Source organism: Clostridium sp., assembly GCF_051654825.1.
Lineage (GTDB): Bacteria > Bacillota > Clostridia > Clostridiales > Clostridiaceae > Clostridium.
Genome location: NZ_JBOFYU010000031.1, coordinates 1 through 1,576 on the forward strand (window position 1 = coordinate 1; position 1,576 = coordinate 1,576).

The window sequence follows — 1,576 nt, forward strand, 5'->3', positions numbered from 1 at the left end:
TTACCTTTAAGTATGTTAGTATTTGCCTTCTTTTTTAACACACCAAAAGAAATATTAGAAGGTATGGGAGCTATAAAAAATTCAAATGATCTACTATTAACAGATTATTTTGTAGTAGGAAATATAGGTGCAGCGATGGTGAACTCTGCTCTTATTACTTTAGTAAATCTATATTTATTAAGAAAACTTGATTTGAGGCCTAACGGGATTATTATATCTGCATTATTCTTATTATCGGGATTTGCATTTATGGGTAAAAATCTATTTAATATTTGGCCTTTTTATCTAGGTGGGTATATTTATTGTAAATATCATCGAATTACTTATAAAAATGTTATTGTGATCAATATGCTAGCAACAGCATTAAGTCCATTGACAAGTACACTAGTAGAGAGTATTTCGGATAATGTACTTATTGCTTGGATATTATCTGCAGTAATTAGTGCATTTATTGGATTTATCATGCCTCCTATATCCTCACATATGCTTACAGCGCATTCTGGGTATAGTATTTATAACATGGGATTTGCAGCTGGGCTAGTAGGAATAGTGGTCTATTCTATATTAAGTGCATTGGGATATGATACACCTAAAAATTCAGGAGTTATGGAAGAAAAGCAATATATGATTAGAATTTTCTTTGTAGTTTTTTGCCTACTTTTAATTTTGATAGGGTATATACTCAATGAGAAAAGTTTTAAAGGGATAAAGGATATTTTTAAGCATTCAGGAAGACTCGTTACAGATATGATTAAACATGTTGGTTTTGGTCTGAGCTTAGTTAATATGGGACTACTTGGATTAATGTGTCTAGTGTATATTATATTAATGGGCGGTGTACTGAATGGACCTGTTATAGCTGCTATGCTAACGGTGATAGGATTTGGTGCTTTTGGTAAGCATTTTAGAAATACAATTCCTATTATGATAGGAGTAACGCTAGCTTCTTTCATAATGAAAGGAGAAGTAAGTACAACTACAATAATTATATCAGCGTTGTTTGGGACAAGTCTTGCACCAATTGCAGGAGAATTTGGGATTATACCTGGAATTCTAGCTGGAATAATGCATTTTATGCTTGTTTTAAATATTGGGGATTTACATGGTGGAATAATGCTGTATAATAATGGATTGTCGGCAGGTATTATTGCCACATTATTTATTCCTATGATGGATGCTTTTAAAAGGGAGAAACGTAATGAGACATGAGATAAGAAAAATATCAAAAATGATTGATGAATTAACTACATTTTGCTTAGAAAATCATGCGGATGATGTACAGATTAATATTAAAAATCTAGATGATAAGGAAGTTATATCAGTAACTGCTTATCATATTAAAGATATAAAAAGTGCAACGGCTAAAATAAGAGATTTTTTAAGTTACCCAAGAGAACGTGAAATGGAAGAATACTATTGGGAGTTAGCTGGCGAAGCAGATCGTGGAGAAGAACTGGGGTTAGTGGGATCCATGATTGATGAGGCACGTATAGATTATAATGAAGAACAATTATATATTGAATTAATCAGAAATAAATAATATTTCCAGGAAATAAAATGACAAAACCTGTCCGTA

At 31.7% G+C, this 1,576-nt stretch carries 2 protein-coding genes; both read left to right on the forward strand.

Annotated elements, in window-relative coordinates; translation table 11 throughout:
• Positions 1–1,209 (forward strand): DUF1576 domain-containing protein (locus ACRDBA_RS01425; RefSeq protein WP_438571164.1); only part of this gene is annotated, 1,209 nt, incomplete at its 5' end.
• Positions 1,199–1,540 (forward strand): hypothetical protein, encoded by a 342-nt coding sequence (locus ACRDBA_RS01430; RefSeq protein ID WP_438571165.1) that lies wholly within the window; start codon positions 1,199–1,201, stop codon positions 1,538–1,540. The genes ACRDBA_RS01425 and ACRDBA_RS01430, both read left to right, overlap by 11 nt.
• Positions 1,541–1,576 lie beyond the last annotated feature (36 nt).

Bases quoted from the DNA above. Each gene is read 5' to 3' on its own strand.
- ACRDBA_RS01430 (WP_438571165.1), top strand. From the start codon at position 1,199: ATGAGACATGAGATAAGAAAAATATCAAAAATGATTGATGAATTAACT.